This window comes from Flavobacterium sp. AC267 (assembly GCF_979258715.1).
The window spans coordinates 3,174,010-3,198,985 of sequence record NZ_OZ409875.1 but is presented as its reverse complement, the minus strand read 5'-3'; the positions used below and the strand labels follow the sequence as shown (position 1 = coordinate 3,198,985).

26 protein-coding genes and 1 pseudogene are annotated in these 24,976 nt (G+C 34.4%); 14 read left to right on the top strand and 13 right to left on the bottom strand.

Features of this window, described 5'->3' with window-relative positions:
* Positions 1-19: 19 nt before the first annotated feature.
* From ACZZ95_RS16730 to ACZZ95_RS16685, 10 genes are all read left to right on the top strand, one after another.
* Positions 20-1,129, top strand: a complete 1,110-nt coding sequence (locus ACZZ95_RS16730) for a FecR family protein (protein WP_463469876.1) — start codon at positions 20-22, stop codon at positions 1,127-1,129.
* Positions 1,130-1,136: 7 nt separating this feature from the next.
* A complete protein-coding gene (locus ACZZ95_RS16725) occupies positions 1,137-2,210 on the top strand; it encodes an STN domain-containing protein (protein WP_463469875.1) in 1,074 nt (357 codons plus the stop codon).
* Positions 2,146-2,781 carry a hypothetical protein gene (locus tag ACZZ95_RS16720; RefSeq protein ID WP_463469874.1) on the top strand — a complete coding sequence of 212 codons (636 nt, stop codon included), beginning with the start codon at positions 2,146-2,148 and terminating at the stop codon, positions 2,779-2,781. Before ACZZ95_RS16725 ends, ACZZ95_RS16720 begins: the two co-directional genes overlap by 65 nt.
* Positions 2,782-2,876: 95 nt before the next feature.
* A complete protein-coding gene (locus ACZZ95_RS16715; RefSeq protein ID WP_463469873.1) occupies positions 2,877-3,104 on the top strand; it encodes a hypothetical protein in 228 nt (75 codons plus the stop codon).
* Between the two features lie 7 nt (positions 3,105-3,111).
* Positions 3,112-4,497 (top strand): TonB-dependent receptor domain-containing protein, encoded by a 1,386-nt coding sequence (locus tag ACZZ95_RS16710; protein ID WP_463469872.1) that lies wholly within the window; start codon positions 3,112-3,114, stop codon positions 4,495-4,497.
* Position 4,498: 1 nt separating this feature from the next.
* The gene (locus tag ACZZ95_RS16705) at positions 4,499-5,986 is read left to right on the top strand and encodes a RagB/SusD family nutrient uptake outer membrane protein (protein ID WP_463469871.1); all 1,488 of its coding nucleotides are present in this window, start codon (positions 4,499-4,501) and stop codon (positions 5,984-5,986) included.
* Positions 5,973-6,281, top strand: coding sequence for a hypothetical protein (locus tag ACZZ95_RS16700; RefSeq protein ID WP_463469870.1), 309 nt, complete (start codon positions 5,973-5,975; stop codon positions 6,279-6,281). The genes ACZZ95_RS16705 and ACZZ95_RS16700 overlap by 14 nt, the downstream gene beginning before the upstream one ends.
* Positions 6,247-7,443 (top strand): hypothetical protein, encoded by a 1,197-nt coding sequence (locus ACZZ95_RS16695; protein WP_463469869.1) that lies wholly within the window; start codon positions 6,247-6,249, stop codon positions 7,441-7,443. Before ACZZ95_RS16700 ends, ACZZ95_RS16695 begins: the two co-directional genes overlap by 35 nt.
* Before the next feature lie 181 nt (positions 7,444-7,624).
* Positions 7,625-7,774: a hypothetical protein gene (locus tag ACZZ95_RS16690; RefSeq protein ID WP_463469868.1), complete on the top strand. Its 150-nt coding sequence runs from the start codon at positions 7,625-7,627 to the stop codon at positions 7,772-7,774.
* Positions 7,734-8,768 carry a cytochrome-c peroxidase gene (locus tag ACZZ95_RS16685; RefSeq protein ID WP_463469867.1) on the top strand — a complete coding sequence of 345 codons (1,035 nt, stop codon included), beginning with the start codon at positions 7,734-7,736 and terminating at the stop codon, positions 8,766-8,768. The genes ACZZ95_RS16690 and ACZZ95_RS16685 overlap by 41 nt, the downstream gene beginning before the upstream one ends.
* Positions 8,769-8,856: 88 nt before the next feature.
* Here ACZZ95_RS16685 and ACZZ95_RS16680 read toward each other — a convergent pair whose 3' ends face one another.
* Both ACZZ95_RS16680 and ACZZ95_RS16675 read right to left on the bottom strand, forming a co-directional pair.
* The gene (locus tag ACZZ95_RS16680; protein WP_463469866.1) at positions 8,857-9,753 is read right to left on the bottom strand and encodes a hypothetical protein; all 897 of its coding nucleotides are present in this window, start codon (positions 9,751-9,753) and stop codon (positions 8,857-8,859) included.
* 10 nt (positions 9,754-9,763) lie between these two features.
* Positions 9,764-10,288, bottom strand: coding sequence for a hypothetical protein (locus tag ACZZ95_RS16675; RefSeq protein ID WP_463469865.1), 525 nt, complete (start codon positions 10,286-10,288; stop codon positions 9,764-9,766).
* 538 nt (positions 10,289-10,826) lie between these two features.
* Here ACZZ95_RS16675 and ACZZ95_RS16670 point away from each other — a divergent pair.
* Together ACZZ95_RS16670 and ACZZ95_RS16665 are read left to right on the top strand one after the other, a co-directional pair.
* Entirely contained in the window at positions 10,827-11,177 is a 351-nt protein-coding gene (locus ACZZ95_RS16670; protein ID WP_463469864.1) for a hypothetical protein, read from the top strand.
* A 35-nt stretch (positions 11,178-11,212) separates the two neighbouring features.
* The gene (locus ACZZ95_RS16665; RefSeq protein ID WP_463469863.1) at positions 11,213-11,611 is read left to right on the top strand and encodes a tautomerase family protein; all 399 of its coding nucleotides are present in this window, start codon (positions 11,213-11,215) and stop codon (positions 11,609-11,611) included.
* 65 nt (positions 11,612-11,676) lie between these two features.
* Here the strand turns inward: ACZZ95_RS16665 and ACZZ95_RS16660 are convergent.
* The 7 genes and pseudogenes from ACZZ95_RS16660 to ACZZ95_RS16630 form a co-directional block, all read right to left on the bottom strand.
* Positions 11,677-13,595: pseudogene (locus ACZZ95_RS16660) on the bottom strand (heavy metal translocating P-type ATPase).
* Between the two features lie 550 nt (positions 13,596-14,145).
* Entirely contained in the window at positions 14,146-15,414 is a 1,269-nt protein-coding gene (locus ACZZ95_RS16655) for an efflux RND transporter periplasmic adaptor subunit (RefSeq protein ID WP_463469862.1), read from the bottom strand.
* Positions 15,415-15,416: 2 nt separating this feature from the next.
* Positions 15,417-15,863 (bottom strand): TolC family protein, encoded by a 447-nt coding sequence (locus tag ACZZ95_RS16650; protein WP_463471700.1) that lies wholly within the window; start codon positions 15,861-15,863, stop codon positions 15,417-15,419.
* Positions 15,860-16,666 carry a TolC family protein gene (locus ACZZ95_RS16645; protein ID WP_463469861.1) on the bottom strand — a complete coding sequence of 269 codons (807 nt, stop codon included), beginning with the start codon at positions 16,664-16,666 and terminating at the stop codon, positions 15,860-15,862. The genes ACZZ95_RS16650 and ACZZ95_RS16645 overlap by 4 nt, the downstream gene beginning before the upstream one ends.
* A gap of 43 nt (positions 16,667-16,709) precedes the next feature.
* Entirely contained in the window at positions 16,710-19,844 is a 3,135-nt protein-coding gene (locus ACZZ95_RS16640; RefSeq protein WP_463469860.1) for an efflux RND transporter permease subunit, read from the bottom strand.
* Between the two features lie 307 nt (positions 19,845-20,151).
* The gene (locus ACZZ95_RS16635) at positions 20,152-20,343 is read right to left on the bottom strand and encodes a hypothetical protein (RefSeq protein WP_463471803.1); all 192 of its coding nucleotides are present in this window, start codon (positions 20,341-20,343) and stop codon (positions 20,152-20,154) included.
* Positions 20,252-20,449 (bottom strand): DUF6660 family protein, encoded by a 198-nt coding sequence (locus ACZZ95_RS16630; RefSeq protein WP_463469859.1) that lies wholly within the window; start codon positions 20,447-20,449, stop codon positions 20,252-20,254. The genes ACZZ95_RS16635 and ACZZ95_RS16630 overlap by 92 nt, the downstream gene beginning before the upstream one ends.
* Before the next feature lie 256 nt (positions 20,450-20,705).
* Between ACZZ95_RS16630 and ACZZ95_RS16625 the strand changes: the two genes are divergently transcribed.
* Together ACZZ95_RS16625 and ACZZ95_RS16620 are read left to right on the top strand one after the other, a co-directional pair.
* Positions 20,706-21,827, top strand: coding sequence for a hypothetical protein (locus ACZZ95_RS16625; RefSeq protein WP_463469858.1), 1,122 nt, complete (start codon positions 20,706-20,708; stop codon positions 21,825-21,827).
* Between the two features lie 9 nt (positions 21,828-21,836).
* Positions 21,837-22,598, top strand: coding sequence for a porin family protein (locus ACZZ95_RS16620; protein ID WP_463469857.1), 762 nt, complete (start codon positions 21,837-21,839; stop codon positions 22,596-22,598).
* Positions 22,599-23,214: 616 nt separating this feature from the next.
* On the opposite strand, the gene ACZZ95_RS16615 is transcribed toward ACZZ95_RS16620, so the two are convergent.
* Genes ACZZ95_RS16615 through ACZZ95_RS16600 form a run of 4 tightly spaced genes read right to left on the bottom strand, consistent with a single transcriptional unit; the run spans position 23,215 to position 24,974 of the window.
* Positions 23,215-23,808, bottom strand: a complete 594-nt coding sequence (locus ACZZ95_RS16615; RefSeq protein WP_463469856.1) for a chemotaxis protein CheB — start codon at positions 23,806-23,808, stop codon at positions 23,215-23,217.
* Positions 23,790-23,975: a CheR family methyltransferase gene (locus ACZZ95_RS16610; RefSeq protein ID WP_463469855.1), complete on the bottom strand. Its 186-nt coding sequence runs from the start codon at positions 23,973-23,975 to the stop codon at positions 23,790-23,792. Before ACZZ95_RS16610 ends, ACZZ95_RS16615 begins: the two co-directional genes overlap by 19 nt.
* Positions 23,957-24,601 (bottom strand): CheR family methyltransferase, encoded by a 645-nt coding sequence (locus ACZZ95_RS16605; RefSeq protein WP_463469854.1) that lies wholly within the window; start codon positions 24,599-24,601, stop codon positions 23,957-23,959. Before ACZZ95_RS16605 ends, ACZZ95_RS16610 begins: the two co-directional genes overlap by 19 nt.
* Positions 24,602-24,608: 7 nt before the next feature.
* Positions 24,609-24,974 (bottom strand): response regulator, encoded by a 366-nt coding sequence (locus ACZZ95_RS16600; RefSeq protein ID WP_095951516.1) that lies wholly within the window; start codon positions 24,972-24,974, stop codon positions 24,609-24,611.
* Positions 24,975-24,976: the final 2 nt, after the last annotated feature.

Here is a 24,976-nt window from a genome sequence, read left to right as displayed (position 1 = left end):
GAAGTTTAAAAACGCATTTATGACATCGGAACTAATTTATAAATACTTATCTAATGAAGCTTCAGAACAAGAAGTTCATCAACTTTTTGAATGGATTGACGCCTCAGAAGAAAACAAAAAGCAATTTATAACTTTAAAAAAGACTTGGGCCTTAACAGCACTTACTGGAACTATTTCACGTGATACCACTCCGGTAATTTCATTTAAACCAAAAAACAATACCAGAAAGTATTTTAAATACGCGACCATTCTTGTGGTTTTATTTGGTTTAGGAAGGCTTGCTTTTTATTTTAATGAAAGAACAGCAGATTCTAAAGAAGTTGTTCTGGAATTAGGCGATGGACGATTAGAATATTTTACGCATAAAGACGAGAACGCTTTAGTAAACGACAAAGGCGAATTGATCGCCCGAAAATTTTCTGATCGAATTGTATACTTCGGAAAAGTTCTCGATAAGGAGGTTTTATATCACACGCTTAAAGTTCCTTACGGTAAAAGATTCAAACTTAAACTTTCAGATGGTACCCTTGTAAGTTTAAATTCTGGAACTACTTTTCGCTATCCGGAACAATTTGGAATTAACGGCAAAAGAAATGTTTATTTAACCGGTGAAGCCTTTTTTGAGGTTGCCAAAGATAAAAAGCATCCGTTTATTGTACATTCTGATCAAGCGGCTATTGAGGTTCTCGGGACAAGATTTAATGTGAGTGCTTACCCAGAAGACAAAACTGTGAGCAGTGTTTTGGTTGAAGGAAGTATTCAGATGTGTGAAGAAAGCAATTCTATAAACGCTGTTTTGCTAAAGCCGTCCCAAATGGCTGTGTGGCAGAACGAGTCTAAGAAAATCGTCACAAAAACTGTTGATGCTTCTTTTTACGAAGCCTGGACTCAAGGCGAACTTGCATTCAAGGACACCCCATTTTCTGCCATTGCAAAAATTATTGAACGCACCTACGACGTTGAAATTATCAATGAAAATGCTGTTTTGGCCAAACAGAGTTTTACAGGTTCAATAAAAATTAGTGAATCTAGTGTCGCCAATATTTTAGATCTTCTAAAACGTGACACGCCTTTTAATTATTCTATTAAAGAAAACACCATTACTATTACACCAATTTTCCATAACTAAATAAAACATGACATTAACGATACATCCCAATTCAAGAAAAATTCTATTTTTCTTAGGCTTTCTTTTATCCTGTTTTTCAGCTTTTTCCCAAAATAAAACCATTACATTACATGTAAAAAACAAACCTATAAGCCTTATTATCAAATCGATTGAACAGCAGACCGATTTTCGAATTATTTATAATGCCCGAAAAATTGATGCCGAACAATTGGCCGATATTAATGTCGATAATGCATCTTTGGAAACGACTTTAACGAAGTTATTTGAAGGAAAGAATATCTCTTTTTACATTCAGAAGAAACAGGTTCTATTGACGAATTCAAGCTCTAATAATGATTCAGGTTCGGCGCAGGAAAAACAAAGGTTTATAAGCGGAACGGTTTATAATGCAAAAGACAAATTACCGCTTCCAGGAGCAACAATCCGTATTAAAGGTACTGGAATGGGCGCTATTACGGATTTCAACGGAAAATTTGTTTATGAGTTAAAAGGAAATGATATTCCGAATCTAATCCTTGAAGTTGGCTTTTTAGGAATGGAACCTCAGTCACAAAAAGTCGAAGACAAAAAACAGTTTACTTTTTATCTTCAGGAAGCGACTGATGAATTAAATCCGGTTGTGATTACTTCATCTTATGGAACTACTAAATTAAAAGAAGAAATTGTTGGGAGTATTTCTACTTTACAAGCCAAAGATATTCCGGTGCAACAAGCATCAGAGAGTGTGGATAAAATGCTTGAAGGACAAATTGCAGGTGTTTTAATAGAAAATACGTCTGGAGTTGGCGGACCTGTAAAAATCAACATTCGTGGTCAGGGAAGCTTAAAACCTCTCGGAACAACAATTTTTGGTACTTCTACACAACCTTTAATAATTATTGACGGAGTTATTATGTCTGAAGAAAGTTATATTGACAGTTCTTTTTTTAATGGACAGTCGGCATTTTCTGAAGATTTATCTAACCCTCTAGCGCAAATAGCACCAGAAAACATTGAAACTTTTACGGTTCTTAAAGATGCTTGCTGCAGTTGGTCTGTACGGTGCAGACGGAGCCAATGGAGTAATCTTAATTACTACTAAAAAAGGGAAAATTGGTAAAACTAAATTTGGTTTTTCAAATCAGCTGGGAGTTTCGTCTGCTATAAATCAGATAAAATATTTAAATGGCGAGCAATACACTGAAATGAGAAACGAATATTTAAGAAACACTTCTCCTGGCAGTGCGCTTCTTACCTATAACGGAGTAAATACAGATTGGTTTGATTTATTAAATAACTCGGGAATTTATAATAAATATAATTTTAATGTTTCCGGAGCCAATTCTAAATTCTCGTATAGAACCAATATTAGTTACTTAGATATTGATGAGCCGCAATTAGGCAATACAACGAAACAATTAAATGCAGGAATCAATTTAGGTTATAGACAAGATAAATGGGATGTAAATGTATCCTTAAATCCAAGTTACATCAAAAAAGATGCTCCTAACACCTATTATTCGTATGCCTACATTCCAACAACGTCGCCTTATAACGCAGATGGATCTTACTCATTATCTGGAGTAACAGGAGCAACCGGAGGAAATCCGTTGGCAAGCAATTGCTCAAAATACAAATCAAACCAATACTTACGGTGTATTAGGAAGTCTTAATTTAGGTTATGAATTAAATAAAGCTGTAAAATTCCAGACCTTATTTGGAATTGATTACAAAGACAAAGAACAGGATCGTTATTTTTCTGGAGAAAATGAAAGCGGCAGAAACAGCGGTACTTTCCTTTTTAGATGGACAGACTTATCCGAATTGGGGCAGAAGAGCCACAAATGAACGTAAGTCTACCAAATGGAACTGGCAGGGTCAAGTATTATTTGACAAAAAAATAACCGAAAATCATGCCGTAGATGGTGTCTTAGGATTTGAACTAGCAGAAGAAAAAGGAAGATTTAACTATCTCTGCAGCTACCGGTTTTGTTAATCCGAATGTGGTTAATGCAATTTCAGATGCGATACAAGATGATAATCTTTTAACGGTCGCAGACGAAACCTACGCTAAACAGTCTTATCGATATGAGATCAGCAACGGATCAAGAGTTTCTTTGTTTTCTCAGCTTAACTACAACTATAAAAAACGATACTTTTTCTTAGGAAATATTAGACGCGACGAAAGTTCTGTTTTTGGAGACGACACAAATGTAGCTTTAAACAGTGGTGCCGGTTTAGCGTGGATAATCAGCAATGAAGACTTTTTAAAATCGAACTCTTGGGTTAATTTTTTAAAGTTAAAACTAAGCTACGGATCAACTGGTAATTCAAGAATTGGTTCTTACCGTTCAAAAGGTTTGTATAATTTTTCTCAAAATGGATATAATGGCGAAGACTACGCAACTGTAAGTGACGCACCAAATGGAAACTTAAGCTGGGAGAAAAACACGAAATTCAACGCAGGAGTTGACTTTAACATATTTAATAGAATCGAATTATCATTAGAATATTATTACGATGATTTATCTGATTTGATTGTTGCAAGGGATATTCCGGTAGAAAATGGTTATAATACTTTAGAATTAAATGCCGCCAGCATGTATAATAAAGGTTTTGAATTTACTACTAGAATAAAATGGTTACAAGAAGGAAAGTTTAAATGGTCAACTTCTTTCAATATATCAACAGTAGAAAATAAAGTCACCGATTTATTAGGTTTAGGAAGCGATTATTCTCAGGCGAATATTGCTTTGGCACAAAAAATCGGATACAGCACAAGTACAATTTGGGGAGTTAACTGGATTGGTGTTGATCCTGCCACAGGTAGAGACCTTATTAGAAAAAATGGTCAGGTTTACGATTCTGCAACGTATAATCAATTATTTACAAATGCAGACTGGGAACCAATTGGAAATACACAGCCTAAAGCATTTGGAGGTTTTAGCAATAGATTTTCATTAAATAATAGTATCACTTTATCTATAACTGGAGCTTTTCAATGGGGTGGAGACAAATTAGTTACTGATGATATTATTGGTAAATACAGAATTACATCCAATAGAAATATGTCTGTAAACGCCTATGATTATTGGAGAAATCCAGGAGATAATGTTACGCGACCTTCTCCGGGCAATAATACTTTGATCCCTAATATGAGTAAATATATTTTTGATGCTACTTATATTAAAATCAGCAATATCAATCTAAGTTATAATGTTCCTGTAAAAAATACTTTTCTTGACAACTTAACTGTATTTGCAGATGTTTCGAATTTACTGTATTGGTACAAAGAGAAAAGCCCTTCTGGATTGAATGGCATCAGAGAATTTAGTTATACCTATCCACAAGCCAGAACTATTTCATGTGGCATTAACACCAAATTTTAAAATGATGAAATACTTTAAAAATATTACAATATTAAAATTTCCTGCTATTTTAATGCCGCTTTGTGCACTTCAAAGTCGCAGTGACTTTTTAGAACAAGAACCTGGTACACAAACTTCTATTAATGAACAGTTAGGAAGTAAAAAAGGAGTTTTGGTAGCGCTAAACGGACTCTATTTAGATATTAGGGAAATTCATACGAGCCCAACTTTTGTAGTATATTCAGATCTGCAAGGCGGTAACATTAAATTTTCACCCACCTATTCTACTGACAAAAGTAGAAATGGAATAATTACTGTCCCTACTGCTATAGAAGGTTTTTATTCCTTTAATGATCAGGCTTTGGCTTCTAATCTAGCTAGTTTTTACAGCGGTGGTTACGAGGTTATCAATGAAGCAAATTTAATCATAGAATTTGTAGATGCCTTAAAAGATGCAACACAAGCCGAAAAAAATCAGATAAAAGCTGAAGCTTTGACAGCAAGAGCCTATATGCATTTTTTATTAAGCGAATTTTACAGTCAAAATTACAGTTATACTGCAGATGCTTCTCATTTAGGAATTGTTTACAATACGAAATCTATCACTAATGGACTTCAATATGCTACTAGAGAAACTGCCGCAAGTACCTACTCCCATATTGTTGAAGATATTGAAAGTGCCGTAAACCTATATTCTGACAATGTTCTTTTAAACGGACCTTCTTATAGTTATTTCAATAAAAATAACGCAAAAGCTTTATTATCAAGAGTATATTTGTCTAAAAATGACTGGCAGAAAGCTTATGAAACAGCAAATGATGTCATCTCAAATTCTGGTGTAAGTCTAGTTGAATCAGCGAATTATATTGCTCAATGGGATCAGCCGGATCTTCCGATTTCTGAAATTTTAATGGAATTTACATTATCACGAAATGAAGAATCCACAGCAAGCATTTCACCAGCATCCTATTTTGGTTATACCAATAGTACAACTTTTTCAAAGTATGTAGCTTCACAAGATTTAATAGATCTATATGAAACTTCAGATATCCGTAAACAATTATTTCTAATACAGCCATTAACAACCTTGGTTAATCTGCGACCAGTAGAATTAAATTATTATTTCACAAAAAAATTCCAAGGAAATCCGGGATATGTCGCTTTTAGACTAAGTGAGCAATATTTAATTCGAGCAGAAGTCGCCTTAAAGCTTAACAATACAGATCAGGCCAAAAAAGACATCAATACTATTAGAGCCAGAGCAAATGCCAGTGCGGTAAAAGATTCTGAGAATCTGGAAGATGCTGTATTTTTGGAACGAAGAAAAGAACTTTGCTTTGAAGGTCATTCTTTTTTTGATATCGCCAGAAATCATAAAGATGTTTCTAGAAATGACGGCTGTCTATCATCAGTTTGCAGTATCAATTATCCTTCACCAAAATATATTCTGCCAATTCCAAAAAGTAACCTTAACCTTAACCATAATTTAAAACAAAATGAATCGTATTAAATTTATAGCCGCAATCAGCATTATTGTCGCAATATTAGTTTCTTGCTCAAAAGACGATTACAGATTAGATACTACAAATACTGATCCTTTTGTGAGATTTAACTTTTTGGTAAGCACAAGTAACATACCTTTAGAATATCCTTCAAAAAACACCTCTGCACTGCCCATAAGCACTTACGAAAACAAGTCCATCAAAACTTTAAAAGTACCGGTAACTTTGACTTCGACAACTGTAAAATCTCCTGTTAAAGTCAATTTTAGTGCAAGCAACATCTGGAGATGTAAACAGTTTTAGTCTGAATCCTGCAACAGAGTTATTATTTGAAGGAAATAAATTAACGGATACCATTTTTGTTTCTTTTGAAAAAAGATGGGCAGGCCAACAAACCATTTCATTAAAACTGGAAAATGCATCAGATCCGTCAATTCACATTGGAAACTTAAATTCTTATGCATTAAATGATACTTTTACAATTACTTTAGGTGAAATTAGTACCACTTATACTTTTCCAGTAAATCAGTTTGTATTAAAAGGTGAAGTTGGAGAAAAAATTGATTTTAAAGTCAATTTCCCTAACGGATTTATTCCGTCAGAAATTGAAAACAATCCTATTTTTAAATTCCAAAACGGTTTTGAATATTCTTTAACTCATGATGATTACGGTGATAATAGAAGTTCAATAACGTATCATTTCACTCTTTTGGAGGATATTCAAAATGATGATGCCCGTTATGAAACCAAAATCACTTTAGTAAACACTCCTAATTATGTAGCAACTGGAAATATTAGTTTGAACATTGTAAAACCAATTAAATCCCCAAGAGATGTTCAGGCATATCCTGCATCTAAATTTACTGATCCAACCAATGCGTTTTATTTAACCTACGGAGAACATTGGTTCAACAACAACGGAAATTGTACTTGGCAGACTTTTAATGCATTAACTTTCCCTATTATTGTTTCCAAAGACAACGAAAATGCGATTCTTTACAGCGATAAAGGAACCGCAAACCCTAATGATGATGTATATCATGATGCTTTCAAAATTGGATTTAATGTGGCGAGCGGAACTAATACAATAAATTCTTTCGGTCTAAAAAGATGGTTTTCTAACGAAAGTAATTCTGCCGCAGTTTCTCCGGGATTTAATATTACCTCAGCCCTAGAGTTTTTTCCGGCAAACGGAAATAGTAAAACTCAAGGAACAGTTCTGGTAATTCCGCAGGACATTACAATTGGATCCAGCGCGACAAATACCTATCAAATCGCGATTTCTGGTGATGGAACCTATAGAGAAATCAGTAATGGTTTATATGAAATTTCATTTGAACTAAAATTAACAAACGACAAACTGTTTGGAGGAACAGTTTCGACGCAATACAGAATGTATAATAACCGAGTTTACACCAAGCCAACTCCTTTAACTATCGAATGTCCTAAGGAAGTTACGCTTTAGTTTTGTATTCAGTCGCAGTTTTTAGCCGCGATGAGTAAGCTTTGTCAAAGTTTAAAACTTTGACAAAGTTTTTGGTGTCTAAAAAAAGTTTCATGTTTCATGTTTCAGGTTTCAAGTTTCACGTTGCAACAACTTGAAACCTGAAACTTGAAACAAAAAAAACAAAAAACAAAAAAAAGAATTGAAAAAGCTAATTATCCCTCTCCTATTCCTGCTGAGTTTGACGGCCTATAAAAGCATTGAAGAACCAGATTATATTGATATTCAGGAATTACGAAAAATTTATTCTGGTGGCGACGCTTCAAAATGGCCTGCTTGCGGAATTACATGAAAGTATTGATAAATCTAAATTTCAGGATATTGGAGTGCTTCCTGCTGTTCCTTATCCTGCTTACAATCCGTATTCTAAGGAAAAAGAAAGTTTGGGGAAGATTTTGTTTTTTGATCCGAGGTTATCGCGAAGCGGACAAATTGCGTGTGCTTCCTGCCATAATCCAGAATTGGGATGGACTGATAATTTGACGCGCTCGTTTGGACATGACCGCCAGACTGGAAAACGCAATTCTATGACAATTTTGAATTCGGCGTACGCCACTTCTTTGTTTTGGGATGGACGTGCTTCGAGTTTAGAAGATCAGGCGCAGTTTCCTGTTTCGGATCCGTTGGAAATGAATGAAAAACTCACAATTGCCGTTGATAAAATCGCTAAAATTAAAGGCTATAATTCTTTATTTACGGCGACTTTTGGAAATAAAAAAGTGACTTTAGAGCGAATTCAATATGCGATCGCTACGTTTGAAAGATCAATCAATAGTCCGAAAAGTAAGTTTGACCAGTTTGTGAGCGGGAAATCTGAAATTTATACAGATCAGCAGGTTAAAGGAATGCATTTGTTTAGAACCAAAGCGCAATGTATCAATTGTCATAATACGCCTTATTTCAGCGACAATCAATTTCATAACGACGGACAGACTTTATTTGGAACAAAAAATGAAGATTTCGGTCGTTATAATGTGACAAAAGATGTGAAAGATATTGGAAAATTCAGAACGCCGACGCTTCGAGAAGTCGCAAATACAAAACCGTGGATGCATCACGGTCATTTTCCAACTTTGCTGGATGTTGTCGAATTGTATAATTTAGGAAATCCATCGCCGGTTCAGAAAAAATATCTGGGAACTCCAAGAGATTCTCTAATTCCGAAAGTAGATCCTGCACTTAGAAAGTTGAATTTAAGTAAAGAAGAAATAAGCGATCTATTGGCTTTTATTGAAACGTTAAGTACTCCGACCAGAAGAATTATGGTTCCAGAAATGCCGAAATAATTTAGTTAATGATTTGTATTTTGCCCCAACTATTTGCAAATCTATATTTGCCCATTTTCTTTATGAGAGTGGGCTTTTTATTTGATAATTAAATTTCAACTTCATTCAAAACATTATTTAAAGTTTCTATATCTAATTTATCAATTTTAGCAATATCAAGCAATCCGTCCTTTATCAAACCAAAAACAATCCTTTTCTTTTCTACTTCGTTTTTCTTTGGAAAATCCTTGTAATCTTTTAAAACTGCAATACCACAAACATACCAATTTTCGCCTCTTACTGTTTGATACAAAGTATTTTCAAAAGTCTCCGAAACCTGAACATACATATGAGTATAATCTGGTAGTTTGAATTTCTTTTCACGGAGTTTGTCCAAAATCTTATCACAGAAATCATTATCGTATGGATCAAAATAACGATAACCCACATTTTTGAAATGGTAATAAAATCGAATATCACGAATAGATTTTTTATTTTCAATATTACGATTTTTTCTTTCTGTTCTTTCTTCGATTCTTCTTGCTAATGCTTCTTCAAATAAAAGCAAGTCATACTGTTTATTTAATTCCCGCAAATCAGTTTTTTGTAATTCTACTTCTAGAAGAGCTAGTATTTGCTTTATCTTTTCGTTATCATAGATATCATCTTTCTTTTTCTTTGCAAAAAGAATTTCAAATGCTTTACAAACTAATTGAAAAATATCTTCTAAGTTTTTTTCGTTTTCAAATACAGGTAAGGTTATCCTAACCATATTTTTACCTCGATAATAACTTGGTAATTTATTGAACCAATCATCATAAACTTCCTTATCATTTCCTTTTGGTTTATTTGAAAAAAGAGCTAGTCGCACCTCAATTTCTTTAAAAGGAAATTCTATTTCTTCTGCTTTAAATCTATCTGAAATTAATCTTCCAAAATATCTAAAGGGCTCATTAAATGTGCCTCCGTACGAATTATATCCACTTTTTATAAAATAAATTTGCATTTTTATTTAATTAAAAATTATCATTATTCCAAAGAATCTCTACAACTTCCTCAATCGAATATTCAAAATAATTACCTTCTTTATCTTTGTTTCTTTGAAACAATTTATGATTGTAATGTTTGAAGTTTTTTTCTAAGAATTTTTTATAATAACCATTCCCATAAATTGTATTTATATAAAAGGTTGAAATAAAATCACCATCATTTTCATTAGACCCGTCAAAATTTTTTATAAGATCAACGATTTGGTATAATTCTTCTTTAGTCAGATTATCCACTTTTATAGGTTCTGGCAGAGAAATATTAAATGCAAGATTTTCGGCACCATCTTCTTCCCACCATTCCGCAAGATTGAATTGAGTTATATCTTTTCCAGTTAAAATATGTAGTTTTTCTTCAAGATTCTTGTACTCGATAAATTCTGCATCTCCGTTTTCATCACAAAAAGAGGTATAATCCAAAATTAGTTTTAATACTTCTGGATAAAGTTTTTCAGCAATATTAAATTGAGGCTCTATTTGCTTTCTTAATTTCACTTCTTATTAATTTTATATCTATAATCTTTTTTGATAAGTTAAATACAAAATTATAATAATTCAAAATATTTTACTGGCATTAAAAGTTCAATATCTATTATAATAAGGTGAATTTTAATAATAATTTACTATCCTTTCATCAATGCATAAAATACCACATTAATCAAAACTCGTTAAGCATTCTTTAAATTTGTTATAAACGAAAGAAGCTTTTTTTCTTCAATAAAAAATACCATTATGAAATTAGAACAAATCCAAATTCAGACCAACAATATTCTAAAAACTACTGCATTTTATAAAAATGTTTTAGAATTGCCAATCCTCGAAAAAAAGTTCAAATTCAGTACGTATTAAAGTCGGAAATTCTATTTTACAATTCGTTGAAAATCCTCAATTTAATTCTATTTATCACTTTGCTTTTAATATTCCCGAAAATAACCTTGACGAAGCTATAAAATGGTGTAAAAGCAAAATAGAGTTAATTGTCATTGAAGATCAGAATGTAATTGCCAATTTTGAAAATTGGAATGCCAATGCCGTGTATTTCTACGACAATAATGGAAATTTATTAGAGTTTATCGCGAGACACGATCTCAATAATTCGCAGACAGAAGAATTCAGTTCTAAATCCATTTTAAATATCAGCGAGATCGGAATCGTGAATGAAAATCCGCTTGCATTGGGAAATCAGTTAATTGAAAAATACGGATTAGACTTCTTTTCTAAAAATGATAACAGCGAAGTTTTTTCCGCTATTGGAGATGACGAAGGTCTGCTTATTCTGGTAAAACCAAACCGAAACTGGTATCCAACTCAAACTCCTTCTGAAAGTAACGAAATTGCAATTAAATTAGAAAACAAGGGAACAACTATAGATTTAAAACTTTAATATTCCTTATTTTATCAAAATTAAAACTCCTAAAAATGCCATTTGTCCGAATCAGTTTACCGAAGAAACTTTCGCTGGAAACAAAAAATACTATTTCACAATCAGTCCATCAATCTTTAATAGAAGAATTTCATATTCCTGAAGCTGATTATTTCCACGTAATTGAAGAATTAGAAACTCATCAAATAAAATATCCAGAAAGTTATCTCGGAATCTCACATTCTGATGAAATAATATATGTGCAAATAACAGCAGGACAAGGTAGAACACTGGAACAAAAAAAGAAGCTCTATTATCAAATTGGAACGAGAATTTCTTCAACAACCTCGATTCTAATTAATAATGTAATTATCATTCTTTTTGAAAATAATGGGCTTGAAAATTGGTCTTTTGGAAATGGCGAAATTCAGGAACAGAAACATTTGAGAAAGTAAATTCATTAAAAGTAAAAGCCCAATTCAAATAGAATGAATTGGGCTTAATATTTTAAATTTATCATTTAAAACCTCATCTTCTGAATTCTAACCGCATTTAAAATCGCTAGTAAAGCAACACCAACATCGGCAAAAACAGCTTCCCACATTGTTGCAAGCCCGCCTGCGCCAAGAATTAGTACAAAAGCTTTTACGACAAAAGCCAGTGTAATATTCTGCCAGACTATCTTTTTGGTTTGTTTCCCAATATTAATTGCCATGGCAATTTTGCTTGGTTTATCATCCTGAATAACAATATCTGCGGTTTCGATTGCAAGCATCGCTTCCTAGACCTCCCATCGCGATTCCAACGGTACTTAAAGCAATTACAGGCGCATCGTTTACGCCGTCGCCCACAAAAGCTACAGTTTCGTTTTTGGCTTTAATTTCGTTTACTTTATTGACTTTGTCTTCAGGAAGTAAATCACCAAAAGCATTTGAAATTCTTAATTTATCAGCAACAAATTGAACAACGTTCGTTTTATCACCGCTCAGCATGGTTAGCTTCACTCCTAATGATTTTAGTTTTGAAACGGTTTCGTGAGCATCTTCTTTAATTTCATCTGCAATTGTCAGATAACCTGCAAATTTTCCGTCGTAAGCAATCGCAATTGTGGTGTATACTACTGAAGATGGATCAATATCATAACTAATATTAAATTTATCCAGAAGTTTGAAATTGCCAACATACAATGCTTTTCCATTATGAAAAGCTTTTAATCCGTGTCCGGAAATTTCTTCAATATCTTTCAATTCAATTGCAAGCATCGATTGGTCCCACATGATTGTGAATTGCTGTTGCGACGGGATGAGTACTTCTGCTTTCTAGAGCATTTACCAGTTTCAGAATTTCTTCTTTATCAAAATCGGATTTTATACTAACTTCCTGAACTTTAAAAACACCTTCGGTCATTGTTCCCGTTTTATCAACCACAACATTCTGAATCGTCGAAATACTATCTAAGAAATTACTGCCTTTAAAGAGAATTCCGTTTTTACTCGTCGCGCCGATTCCGCCAAAATACCCTAACGGAATACTGATAACCAAAGCACAAGGACAAGAAATTACCAAGAAAACCAAAGCTCTGTACAACCAGTCGCTAAAAACATAATTATCTACAAAAAGCATTGGCACTAAACAAATTGCAATTGCCAGATACACGACAATTGGTGTATATATTTTGGCAAATTTTCTAATAAAAAGTTCTGCAGGCGCTTTCTTGGTTGTAGCATTTTGAACCAATTCTAATATTTTAGATAATTTACTATCGCTATATGCGGTTGTTACTTTGACTTCAGCAATTGTATTCCCGTTTATCATTCCAGCTAGAACGGTTTCCCCTTTCTTTTTCGTATTGGGCTTGCTTTCACCAGTTAAAGCCGCGGTATTAAACGAAGCAGAATCTGATAATAATTCACCGTCTAAACCTAGTTTTTCTCCTGCTTTCAGCTGGATAACAGCTCCAATCTGCACCTCTTTTGCTTTTACTTTTACCGCAGTATTGTTTTCTAAAATATGCACCTCATCTGGACGCTGGTCTAGTAAACTTTTAATACTGGATTTTGCTCTAGTAACCGCCATTCCCTGAAATGTTTCTCCAATTGTATAAAACAACATTACGGCCACTCCTTCTGGATATTCGCCAATTGCAAATGCACCAATCGTCGCAATACACATAAGGAAAAATTCGGAGAAAACGTCTCCTTTTATAATGCTCTCATATGCTTCTCGCAAAACCGGAAGCCCAACTGGAAGATAAGCAATACCGTACCAAATCGTTCTTACATATCCTGTAAACCAAGTTTGAGGAAAATAGTTGTCAAAAGCAATTCCAATCATTAATAAAGCAAAGGAAATTATGGCGGGAAGAAACAACTTAAATAAACTACCTTCTACATTATGCTCGTGATTGTGTCCGTCATGGCCGTGTCCGTCATTCTCAATATGTACAGGTTCATCATGAGAACAGCAAGCAGGATGGTTTGGGTTTGCTTTTTATATTTTTTACTTCTTTATCTTGATGTATCATTTTAAAGTTTCAGTTTTTTTGTTTCAAGCTTCAAGTTTCAAGTTGAAACTTTGTTTAATAATGTTCTAAATTTAAGCAATTTGTGGCAATTAGCATTAAGTGAAAATGTTATAATCTCGCAAAGACGCTAAGGCGCAAAGTTTTTTATTTTGCCACAGATTAAAAGGATAAAAATGATTTTTCTCGTTTTGTGTGATTTCTACGTAAGACATCAATTGAGTCACTTCTATTTGAATTACCTCCTGCTTTAGCTGGAGGTTACTTAAATTTTAAGTGTAATGGCTTTAGCCAAACTTTCACATTTTGGCTAAAGCCTCTCTTTCTTATTCATATTTACACCTCCAGCTAAAGCTGTAGGTAATTCAATTTAATTCTTTAAAAAACCTTTGCGACTCTGCGAGCAAAATTTCACCATAAAAAGACCTCAGAATCTTAGAACCTTAGCCCCTCAGAACCTTAAAAAAATCAATGTTCATGCTCTCCTCCGCCTTTCATTGCTGAAAGCAGATAAAAAGCGCCTTTCGTAACAATTTTAGCATTGGGTGGCATTTTATCAACAAACTTAATTTCTGTAAAACCTAAATCTGTTGTTCCGGGAATTACTTCTAAAGCTTTAAAATGAATTTCATTTTCATGGCTTTCTTCTTTTTCAGTCGCTGTATGTTCGTGTTTTTCTTCGGCATGTTTTTCTTCTTGTACAAAAACAAAATACTTATCTGCATTTCTAACAACGGCATCTTTGGGCAGAGCTGGGACAGTTGCGTTTGTAATATTGATATTGGCAGAAACATACATTCCTGGAATAAGACCTTTTGCATCGGCGGGATCAATTTTAGCGTGTACAGCAACAGTTTTACTTTCGTTAGAAAATGATTTATTGATTCCGAAAATCTTTCCTTTAATTGATTTGTTTGACTGGTTGGTCAATACAAAATCAATTACTTGACCTACCGAAATTGATCCCAGATCTTTCTCATAAACATTCAAATCCAAATGCATCTGACTGTTGTCGACCACTTCAAAAAGCGAAACTCCTGTATTGGCAAAAGCGCCTTTGGCAATATTGATTTTCCCCACATAGCCGTTTATTGGTGCAACAATTGGGACTATAGAAGTACTTCCTTTCGTAGAGACATGCAATGCATCCAGCTTGTTTTTTGTCGCCTGCGCGCGGGCTTTTTCGGTCGCCAATTTGGCTTTTACTTCCTGAAATATTTTTCTCGGATTTACATTTTCGTCACTTAACGTTTTCTGGCGGTTGTATTCTAACTGTAAGTATTCAACATTGGCAATGGCAGAGTGGTAATCTTCCTGCATTTCAATAACTTCCAGATTTTGAATCGTTGCCAAAACTTTTCCTTTATTTACAAATGTTCCTTCTAAAACATAAATATCCTTTACTGTTCCGCCAATTAAAGTCGAAACCTCTGCGGAATTCTGCGGTGGAACTGTAGTATAACCATTGGCTTTTATGATTTTATTGAGGTTTCGGTCTTCTACAAATCCAGTTTCAATTCCGACCGTTTTATATTGGGATTCGGTTAAAGAAACTTCGGTCTGCGATTTTTCTTCTTTAGTAATTTCCTCGGTTTTCTTCTTATTGCATGCGATTAAGGTAACCGCAAGGCACGCAAGGACAAAGCGCAAGGCACGCAAGGAAATTAAACTTTGCGAACTTTGCGTAAATATCTTTGCGAACTTTGCGGTTAAATCTGCTCTTAAATCTATTTTCATTTTTAATTGTTTTTGATGGTTGGAAATTGAAGTTCGATAGCACTTTGGTTGTAGCTGTGGGTTGCTTCTGCATATTGTTTTTTTATATCAATTGCCTGATTTAAAAAACTGATATACGACCAATAACTCATATCGCCATTGGCATAACTTTTCTGTGCCGTTTCGATAATCTGATTGGCATACTGCAATCCTTCATTTTGGTAATACGCTAGGTTTTTCTGCTGTTTCAAGAAGTTATGATGCAATTCTTCTTGCCGCAGGTTTAAGATCATTTTGCTTTTATCTAAAGCCATTTGCGACTGCGAGATGCTAATTTCAGATGCTTTCGCTTTCGTAGTATTCACGCCTCCAAACAGCGGAATCTGCAGTCCGGCGGTAAAACCCTGAAATAAAGATTCTGTGTTTATAGTCTGAGCAAAATAACCTAGACCAACTTTTGGAGTTCTCAGAGCTTTAAAAGTCCCTGCTTCCTTTTGATAAACTGAAATCTGCTCAGCTCATAAAAATCGGTTATTAAAAGTGCGGCTTTCGAATTATCTTTACTTTCTACAAAAGCATATTGAAGCGTTGTGCTTTCATCTGGAATAATTTTTTGAGTAGTCTGAACAAAAAACTGCAGCTGTTTCTGATAAATCGCTAAATCGTATTCTAATTGCGCCTTTTGGGTTTCAATTTCTTTCACTTTCGCTTTAGCGCTTATCACTTCTATTTTCCCGCTTTCCCCAGTTTTAAAACGGAGTTCGGCGTTTTTCAAAAATTTGGTATAAATTTCATTTAATTCTGAGTTTAACTTCTGAATCGAAATTCCGTACAAATATTGATAGTAGGCCAAAGTCACAGCTTTTTCTATTTCATAAGAAGACAATGCCTTTCGTTTTTCGGCCAATTTCGCCAATTCTTCCTGTAATTGTCTATTGGCTTTTGTAACATTTCCTAACGGGAAAAACTGCTGTAACGAAACATTGTGATCGAAATCGGCGCTGTTGAACTGCCCTCCTTGATACTGCACTTGCAGCGGATCGGGCTGGAAAGCTGTTTTCTTTAAAATGGTTTGTTTTTCGATTTCCTTATCGGCAATTTTCAAATCGATGTTGTTTGATTTGGCGAGTTCGATTGCTTTTTCAAGACTGATCGATTTCTGTGAAAATGCTACTGTACTTGCTAATAGAAACACAATTAAACGCAAAGTTCGCGAAAGACTTATCGCAAAGTTCGCAAAGGGAATTGCACTGATTTTATATATTGAATTCATTGTAACTTTTATTAAATTTTTCTTTGTGTTCTTTGCGTAAAACTTAGCGTTCTTTGCGGTTAAAATCTTTGCGGTTAAATCTCTCCAGCATTAAGTACAAAATCGGTAAAACAATTAAGGTCAATAAAGTTGCTGAGAAAAGACCGCCAATTACGACAGTTGCCAAAGGTTTTTGTACTTCTGCCCCACCGCTTGTAGATAATGCCATTGGTAAAAATCCTAAAGAAGCTACGGTCGCTGTCATTAAAACTGGGCGTAATCTGGTTTTGGTTCCGATAAGAATTCTTTGCGGCGGATCTAAAACCCCTTCTGTTTTCAATTGATTGAAATAGGAAATCAATACAATTCCGTTTAAAACTGCAATTCCGAACAAGGCTATAAAACCAATTCCGGCAGAAATACTAAACGGCATTCCTCTCAGCGAAAGCGCAAAAACGCCTCCAATTGCAGATAACGGAATTGCCGTAAAAATCAATAAAGCTTGTTTGACGCTTTTAAAAGTAAAATACAAAAGCACTAAAATGAGCCCCAAAGCAATTGGTAATGCAACCGAAAGTCTTTTAGATGCCTCAATTAAATTCTCAAATTGTCCTCCGTATGTGACATAATAGCCTGCAGGAAGTTTAAAGCTTTTATCGAGTTTTGCCTGAATTTCTTCAACAACACTTTTGATGTCTCTCCCGCGAACATTTAATCCGACAGTAATTCTTCTTTTTCCGTCTTCGCGGATGACCTGCACTGGACCTTGCTCGTATTCTACCGAAGCGACCTGAGAAAGCGGTACCTGCTGTCCGTTTGGAAGCGGAATAAACAAATTGCTGACATCTGTAATATCGGCACGATTGTTCTCGTCCATTCGTACCACGACATCAAACCTTTTGCTTTCATCATATATTTTTCCAGCACTTTCTCCCGCAAATGAAGAACGGATGATCTGGTTTATATCCGAAATATTGAGTCCGTACAATGCAATTTTATCGTAATCGTACTTTACGGTAATTTGAGGAAGACCCGTTACTTTATCTGCTTTTAGATCTCCAATTCCCTCGACGCCTTTTATCTTCGAAATTAATTCTGTCGCTTTAGCGTCTAGAATCTCCAAATCGTCTCCAAAAATTTTAATCGCAATATCAGATCGGCTTCCTGTCATTAATTCGTTAAAACGCATCTGAATAGGCTGTGAAATTTCGATATTTGCGCCGGGAATTATTTCCATTTCCTCTTTCATCGCATTGGCCAATTCTTCCCAATTATGGTATTTTCCTTTCCAATCCTTTTTGTCTTTTAAAACAATAATCAAATCCCCGCTTTCAATGGGCATTGGATCGGTTGGAATTTCACCGCTTCCAATTTTGGTAACAATGGTTTTGATTTCAGGGAATTTAGCTTTTAGAAGCTGTTCGTATTTCGTAGTCGTTTCTACCATTTGCGTCAGCGAACTTCCAGTCATAATGGTGGCATTAATGGCTAAATCTCCTTCTTCGATTGTGGGAATAAATTCGCCTCCCATATTTTGGAAAATCACAAAAGCAAAAACAAATAATCCGATGGCGGTCGAAAGGACAACCTTTTTAAATTTTAGTGCTTTATTTAAAAATGGCATATAACGATTCTCCAGCCAGGCAATCATTCGGTCACTAAAATTGGGTGCATGTTCTGTCTTTTTAGAAAGAAATAAAGCACTCATCATCGGAATATAGGTTAGAGAAAGAATAAAAGCCCCAATAATCGCAAAACTAACCGTCATCGCCATTGGTTTAAACATTTTGCCTTCTGTCCCTATCAAAGCAAGAATTGGCAGATAGACAATTAAAATGATGATTTCTCCAAAGGCGGCGCTATTTCGTATTTTAGAAGCTGAATTGTAAACCTCTTCATCCATTTCATCCTGAGTCAGTTCTTTTTTATTTTTGAATTTCTGAAGATGATGCATCGTGGCTTCTACAATAATTACCGCGCCGTCCACTATAATTCCGAAATCTATGGCGCCTAAGCTCATTAAATTCCCGCTTACGCCAAAGGCATTCATTAAAATAACAGCAAATAACATCGCTAATGGAATAACCGAAGCCACAATTAATCCCGCACGAAGATTTCCTAGAAACAAAATCAATACAAAAATTACGATTAAAGCGCCTTCTAATAAATTTTTCGCGACTGTTTTTATGGAATTATCAACTAGTTTTCCTCTGTCAATAAAGGCTTCTGCAAGAACTCCTTCGGGCAGACTTTTGTTAATCTGAGCCATTTTCTCGTGAATCCTGTTTACAACTGCACTGGAATTTTCACCTTTTAGCATCAATACCAAACCAGAAACGATTTCGCCTTTTCCGTCTTTTGTCGAAGCGCCATAACGTAAAGCAACACCTTCGCGAACCTGAGCCACATTGCGCACTAAGACCGGTGAACCGTTACGATTTTTAACAACTACATTTTCAAGATCTTTTACGCCTTTTGCCATTCCGACTCCGCGGATAAAATAGGTATATTGATCTTTCTCTATATAAGCGCCGCCTGTATTTTGATTGTTTTTTTCTAAAGCATCAAAAATTTCAGTTATTGTAACACCCAGACTATTAAGCATATTGGGGTTTACAGCAATTTCATATTGTTTTAGTTTTCCGCCCCAGGTACTTACGTCTGCAACGCCTCTAATTCCCTGTAGTCGCGGAATAATAATCCAGTCCTGAATGGTCCTTAATTCGACTGCGCTGTATTTATTTTCGTAACCTTTTTTAGCGTAAACATCATATTGGTAGATTTCTCCCAAACCTGTTGTAATGGGCGCTAATTCTGGTGAATCTACATAATCAGGAATGTTTTCTTCGGCTTGTTTTAAACGCTGGAAAATCTGTTCGCGAGCCCAGTAAATATCTACATCGTCTTCAAAAACAACGGTTACAACAGACAATCCGAAACGGGAAATACTGCGCAGTTCTATAATTTCTGGAACTGTTTTTACAGCTCTTTCCAGCGGATAGGTAATTAATTGCTCAACTTCCTGACTTGCCAAAGTAGGCGCCGTAGTAATAATCTGTACCTGATTATTAGTTACGTCGGGCAAGGCATCAAGCGACAGATTTTTAAGCGAATAACTTCCCCACGCTATTAAAACGAGGGTAAATAATAGTATAACGAATTTGTTTCGTATACTAAACTGAATGATTTTATCTAACATTTGAATACTATAATGACGTGAAAAAGGATCGTCTCTAAATGTTGTGGAGAAATAAAATAGTATGTCCTAACTATTTTTTACCGCAGAGTTCACTACGATTTGAGTAGAGTTTGCAAAATTTAAGTCCGCAAAACTTTGTGAACTTTGTTTTTTACTTCAATTAAAATAGTACAAAACTTTGCGTGCTCCGTGGTAATTTTTCTCTTCGTTTTCGAATTGATCCATGAAAAATGAGACAAGAATTTGTCTGATAAATTTGTGGAAAGTCCACAACTCTCTAACTCGGAATTAACCGAGCATCATTATGCTATTTGAGGGGTCGCCAAATACTTCCGTAGAAATTCGAAGTAAAAACAGAATTATAACTTGGTAAAGATTTTAAAATGAGATTGTAAGCTACAGGAAAATCAAAACTTACAGCAGATTGGTAACTTAAAACCTGTGCTCCGCAAGCAATTGCAGGCACAAAATGGAGAACATAAATCGTTGTCTTTATCATGAGAATGGTTTTCTTCTGATGAAAATTGAGCTGTTTTATGCATAGCACTATTCACTTCCATATCTGCGCAGGGCATATTTGAAAGTGCCATCAAGTAAATTGACATTAGTATTGCTATCCATTTCATGACTGCAAAAATAGTACATTATTCCTTTCGTTAGAAAAAATATTATAAATCACTGATTATAAATTACTTTTATTTAAAAATAATTCTCATCAAAAGAATTTTTAGTTAACTTTAACACTAATAAACATATATTCTATACTCCAGTAAGTCAAAAGATAAGCCGAAATTCCCTCAGAATACATTAGTACATCATTATTTCAAGCAGTTTTATTTAATCAATTCAACACTCTAATCAATGAAATGTAAAAAACTAATATCAGCCTTTTTCTTATTATTTAGTGTTCCTTTTTTCGCTCAGGTTTACAGCGACAAAATCGTAGGAGAAAAAAATCAAGTACTTAAAGACAGTTTAAAAATCGAAGATTATCCTTATGCCCTGCCCATCTGGGGAGAAAAAGTTGCCCAAAAAGGCTATAATCTTCCCTATTCTGCCGGATTGTCTATAAATTATTTTTGGCAGGATTCTCAAATAAATATAAATGACTTGGAAGTGGGATTTAATAATGGTCCGCTTTATAATTTAGATGAAATTGTTCGTTTTGATAAATCTTCTGTAGAAGCTGGTGCCTTAACTATCAGACCAGATATTTGGTCGCTTCCATTTTTAAATATCTATGGTATTTTTGGTAAAGCAAATACTGCAACGAAAATTAATGCGGGTATTTGGGTTCCAGATGCTGACAATAATTGGTCTCAGGTAGCTTCATTCAGCACCAAAGCGAATTTTAATGCCACTACTTTTGGATTTGGAATGACTCCCACAATTGGAATTGGCGGGGGCTGGCTGGCATTAGATATGAATATGGCCTGGACCGATATTAGTTCGCTGGACAAACCTGCCTTTTCGTATGTCTTTGGCCCTCGTTTGGGAAAAACGTTTAAATTTCATAAAAAAGATGAAAACATTGCTTTTTGGGTTGGAGGTTTCAGAGTTCATATTTCAGGAGATACCAATGGAAATATTCCTTTATCAGATATATTTGATCTAACTAATGCACAGACAAAAGTGGATGATGGACTGACAAAAGTTTCTGAAAACCAAACAAGTGTCGATAATTGGTGGAATGGGTTAACTCCTGCACAACAGGCAAATCCCGTAAATACGGCCAAACATGATACTGCAAACCGTGCGCTGGAACGAGCTGGAACTTTCCTAACAACTTTAGACGGAGCTTTGAGTACAGCGGAATCTTCATCAGTGCAATACTCTCTTCAGAAAGCTCCAAAAGATATGTGGAACTTTATTATGGGAACTCAATATCAATACAATAAACATATAATGTTTAGGTTTGAAGCTGGTTTTTTAGGAAGCCGTACACAATTTTTGGGTGGTCTTCAATATCGTTTTGGACTTTAATCTGGTACTATGAAAAAGGGTTTATTATTACTTATTATGCTATTGAGCATGGCTTCTGTACGTTCTCAGGTTTTAATCTCCTTAATTTTTGGAGACAAACTTAATTCTCCTTTTTTAGAATTTGGTCTCGAAGGCGGTATTAATCTTTCGGATATATCTGATCTTAATAGTTCAGGAACTAATCCTGGGTTTAATCTTGGGTTTTATTTTGATATTAGATCCAGACAAAATCCCGCGTGGATGATTAATACGGGAGTAATCGTTAAATCGCCAATGGGCGCACGGCATATTCCTGTTTATTCTTTAGAGGATGTAAACTTGGATAATACTTTTGAAGGCGGAAGTGTAAATCGGGAAATCCGTTACTTTAATGTTCCTATTTTAATTAAACACCAATTTAAAAATAGAATATATGTCAAAGCTGGACCTCAATTAGGATTACTGGCTTCTGCTTTTGATGAATTTACAAACAAGATTAATGATAACGATGTTACATATAAGAAAAAAATCAGAGATCAGATTCGGGTTATAGATGCAGGAATCGCTTTAGGAACGGGCTATCATATGAATGTTGGCAACGGATTAAATGTTACCGTTCAATACTATTACGGATTGGTTCCTGTTATGAAAGGTGATGGTCCCAATGTCTACAACCGTTCTTTATACTTAACAGCAGGAATTCCAATTGGAAAAGGAAAAGTCGCACAAAGAAGAGCTGAAAAAGATGCCGAAATGAATAAAGTTATATTGCCAGAAGATGAAAAAAAATAAATTATTTTATTTTCGGAATAGTTAAAGAAAGGCATTTCGAATTAAATATCAAATTTCGCTCCGCTGGAGCTATTGCTGATTTTACAAAATATTTCTATAAATATTTCGTCCCTAAGGGACTAACCTTAATTGGATGATTTTAGTAATTATTAATACAAATACTTCTTCCTTTTCGGAATAACGTTCTAATCCATATAAATAAAAAGTTTTAGATAAATTATATTATATATAATTTATCTAATTATCTCTACAAATATTTGGTTCTTTGAGAATAATTATAGATCGCTATTTCAAAACCGAAAAGCTTTAGAGAAGGTATATTATATATAATTCATCTAATTATCTCTACAAATATTTGGTTCTTTGAGAATAATTATAGATTACTATTTCAAAATCGAAAAGCTTTAGAGAAGGTATATTATATATAATTCATCTAATTATTTCTTATTTTGTTCTTTGAGAATAATTCTAGATCGCTATTAACCGAAAAGCTTCAGAGAAGCGAAATATTTATAGCATAATTTATCTAATTATAAATAAAGTCCCGGAGGGACGACATATCGTTTATTTTTAAAATCTTTTGAGGATTTTTAAAAATCGCCGTGAATGAAATTACTCAGCAGACTTCTTTATTTATCTTAGTTATAAATTCAAGTATTTCTTCCGTATTCAAAACAAAATCGGGATTGGTGTGTAAAATCGCATTATTTGGCATGAAAGACATTTCTGCTGAAAGCGGATTTTGAACCACCGTTTTTCCACCCGCGACCTGAATCGCTTTTAGCCCAACAGTTCCATCAGAATTAGAACCAGAAAGTAATATTCCGATTAGATGCGGGCCGTATATTTCGGTCGCAGATTCGAAAGAAACATCAATACTTGGTCTGCTGTAATTTATTTTTTCTGAAGTATCTAAGGAAAGTGTTTCGTCTTTTTCAAATAGTAAATGGTAATTCGAAGGTGCTATATAAATGAAACCCTTTTGCAGTTTTATCTTATCTTCAACTATTTTAACTTTTACTCCTGATCTTAAATTAATTAAATCTTCCAGCGTTTGTCCGTCCGAATTTTTTCTGTGAACGATAATGACAATAGCAAAAGAAATTGAATTTTCTACGAAAGGCAAAATATGTAATAATACCTGCAAACTTCCAGCTGAACCTCCAATTATGAGTACTTTACAATTTTCTATTATTTTATTTTTCTCCATATTTTCTCTTTTTCAAACTGTTTGTATTTCGATGGAGAGATAGAATATTTGATTGTTTCTTTTGTTCCAAGCGCCAGAAAACCTAAGGTTGCGAGACTGTCATCAAAAAGATTTATAACTCTTTTTTGCAGATTATTATCAAAATAAATCAAAACATTACGGCACAAAATAAGGTCAAACTCATTAAAAGAAGTGTCTGAAACCAAATTGTCTTCGCGAAAAAACCATCTTTTTCAGAAAGGCTTTCATTAAACTTTGCAAAACCGTAATTGGCTATGTAATAATCTGAAAAGTCTTCTTGTCCGCCAGAATCTCTATAATTATCTGCATAATCTTTTATCATTCTAAGTGGAAAAATACCGCTTTTTGCCGTTTCTAAAACCGTTGTATTAATATCTGTTGCATACAATATCGATTTATGCAATAAACCTGCTTCTTGCAGCATTATAGCCATCGAATAGACTTCTTCGCCTGTAGAACATCCTGCATGCCAAATTCGGATAAATGGTTTTGTTCCTAATAAAGGCAGAATTTCTTTTCGAAGTGTCAAATAAAATGACGGATCGCGAAACATTTCTGTAACATTGACCGTTATTTCATCGATCATTCTTTTACAGTATTCGGGATCTCTTCTGACTTTTGATAAAAACTCGTGAAAATGCTTAAATCCATCTAAATAAAAAACTCTATTTACACGTCTTTTAAGTGAGGCTCTGGAATAGCTTCCAAAATCAAAACCGTAATATTCGTAAACTTCATTTATAAGAGTTTCTAATTCAATATCTTCAATCATAATTCATTTAAATTTCACCCAAGATCTGTAATAATTTATCAACATCTACGGGTTTTGAGATATAGGCATCTGCCCCAGCCTCTATACATTTTTCTCTATCTCCTGCCATCGCCTGCGCGGTTACGGCAACTACAAAAGTAGCTTCTTGTGACGGAATTGCTTTTATAAGCGGAATTGCCTCATAACCGTCCATTTCGGGCATCATCATATCCATTAAAACAGCGTCTATTGAACTGTCATTTGCTAAAATTTTTAAAGCTTCTTCAGCACTTAAACAAGATAAACACTCAAAGGATTTTGCTTTTAAAGTATTTACTAAAGCAAAAATATTTCTAGAATCGTCATCTACAATCAATACTTTTTTCTTCTCCATTT